Raw genomic sequence first — 1,958 nt, 5'->3', positions numbered from 1 at the left:
TGAAACAAACTTCGGTGGCGGTCTGCTCACAGGCAGTCAATCTTCTTGTGAAGCAGCAGCTGACGCGTTCCGTGAAGCCGTACAGAACATGGCGGATCATCCGTTAAGTTATTGATAGAGAAGCATGTAGAAAGGAGTGTTTTGATTTGGTTCAATTAGTGGATAATGATTTATTGGCTTTGCAGCAAATGCGCTTGGCTGTTCAAACTGCAAAAGAAGCACAAGAGAAATTTATGGGCTATTCTCAGCAACAAGTCGACAAGATTGTTAAAGCTGTAGCGGATGCTGCCTTTGAACAATCCGGTCGCCTCGCGCAACTTGCGGTAGATGAAACAGGTATGGGGGTAGCAGCTCATAAGAAAATTAAGAACGAAGTGGGCTCCCGTGATGTATACGAAAGTATTAAAGATATGAAAACGGTCGGTGTCATCAAAGAGGACCATATGAATAAAGTCGTGGAAATCGCTGCTCCGTTCGGTGTAGTTGCCGCAATCATCCCAACGACCAACCCAACATCGACGGCGTTCTTCAAAACGTTGATTTCATTGAAGACACGAAATTCCATTGTAGTTAGCCCTCACCCTTACGCAGTGGAATGTACACACGAAGCATTAAAAGTATGTGATGCAGCAGCGGTTGCAGCTGGAGCCCCTGAAGGTTTGATTCAATGTCTCACACTGGCTTCAATGGAAGCTACACAGCAATTAATGTCGCATAAAGACGTGAATCTTATCATTGCAACAGGCGGTAGTGCGCTCGTCAAAGCGGCATATAGCTCCGGTAAGCCGGCTTACGGTGTAGGTCCTGGGAATGTGCCAGTGTATATCGAACGTTCCGCAAAGATTGAAAAAGCGGTAAAAGATATTGTGGACAGCAAATCATTTGATTACGGTACGATTTGTGCAACCGAGCAAGCCATTGTTGTCGATAAGCACGTCGTGGATCTCGTTACGCGTGAGTTGAAGAAAAATGGCGCGTATATTTTATCGGATGAAGAGAAAAAGATTATGGAAGGTGTCATCTCACCGGTACCCGGTAAGGTGAATCCGAAAGTGGTCGGTAAGAGCCCACAGTTCATCGCGAAAATGGCAGGCATTTCTTTACCTGAAGGCACGCGCTTGATTGTTGGGATGGAAACGAAAGTTGGTAAAGACGTACCGTTTTCATTGGAGAAATTATCACCGATTTTCGCTATGTATGTCGTGGATGGTGTGAAGCACTCGAAAGAAGTGTGCCTCGACTTGCTAAATCTTGGCGGGCGTGGACATAGCTTGGCACTACATACCGAAATCGATGCAGTAGCTCGTGAATTCGCTATGGAAATGCCAGTATCCCGTATTTTGGTCAATACCATGTCTTCTATTGGAGCAGTTGGTGGTACGACAGGTTTAATGCCATCATTCACATTAGGGTGCGGAACATTTGGCGGCAATATTACATCAGACAATGTCACAGCTAAGCATTTGCTGAACATTAAGCGGATGGCATACGGCACGAAGGAAGTACAGTTACCGAAGCACTCAGAGCCAGTAGAAAGCTCGAACGATCAGCTTGTATCCAATGTGATGAACAATGTATCAGCTTCAACAAACAGCAACATTGATCCAGCATTAGTACAGAACTTAGTCAGTGAAATCGTTAAACAACTTACAAAATAAAACACTATTAGGAGGAAACAATTATGAACAGAGAAGGTACAGCATTAGGAATGGTAGAAACTAAAGGATTAATCGGTGCAATTGAGGCAGCAGACGCAATGGTGAAAGCGGCAAGCGTAAACTTAGTAGGTAAAGTACATGTTGGCGGCGGAATCGTAACAGTTATGGTACGTGGCGATGTAGGCGCAGTAAAAGCAGCAACAGATGCAGGAGCGGCTTCTGCACAACGTGTGGGCGAATTGCTTTCTGTTCACGTGATCCCAAGACCACATAATGAATTAGAATTGATGTTACCAAAAA

Annotated in this window: 2 protein-coding genes and 1 pseudogene; all 3 read left to right on the top strand. The window is 44.8% G+C overall.

From position 1 onward, the window contains the following. Positions 1 to 115, top strand: a pseudogene (locus CVD27_RS28750) (ethanolamine utilization microcompartment protein EutL); the annotation flags it as partial. A gap of 73 nt (positions 116 to 188) precedes the next feature. Then, positions 189 to 1,658 carry an aldehyde dehydrogenase family protein gene (locus tag CVD27_RS14900; protein WP_180960293.1) on the top strand — a complete coding sequence of 490 codons (1,470 nt, stop codon included), beginning with the start codon at positions 189 to 191 and terminating at the stop codon, positions 1,656 to 1,658. A 23-nt stretch (positions 1,659 to 1,681) separates the two neighbouring features. Then, a partial coding sequence (locus CVD27_RS14895; RefSeq protein ID WP_101648701.1) for a BMC domain-containing protein occupies positions 1,682 to 1,958 on the top strand: 277 nt, incomplete at its 3' end.

Source organism: Neobacillus cucumis, assembly GCF_002860255.1.
Taxonomy (GTDB): domain Bacteria; phylum Bacillota; class Bacilli; order Bacillales; family Cytobacillaceae; genus Neobacillus; species Neobacillus cucumis_A.
This window is presented reverse-complemented; position numbering and strand designations above follow the sequence as displayed.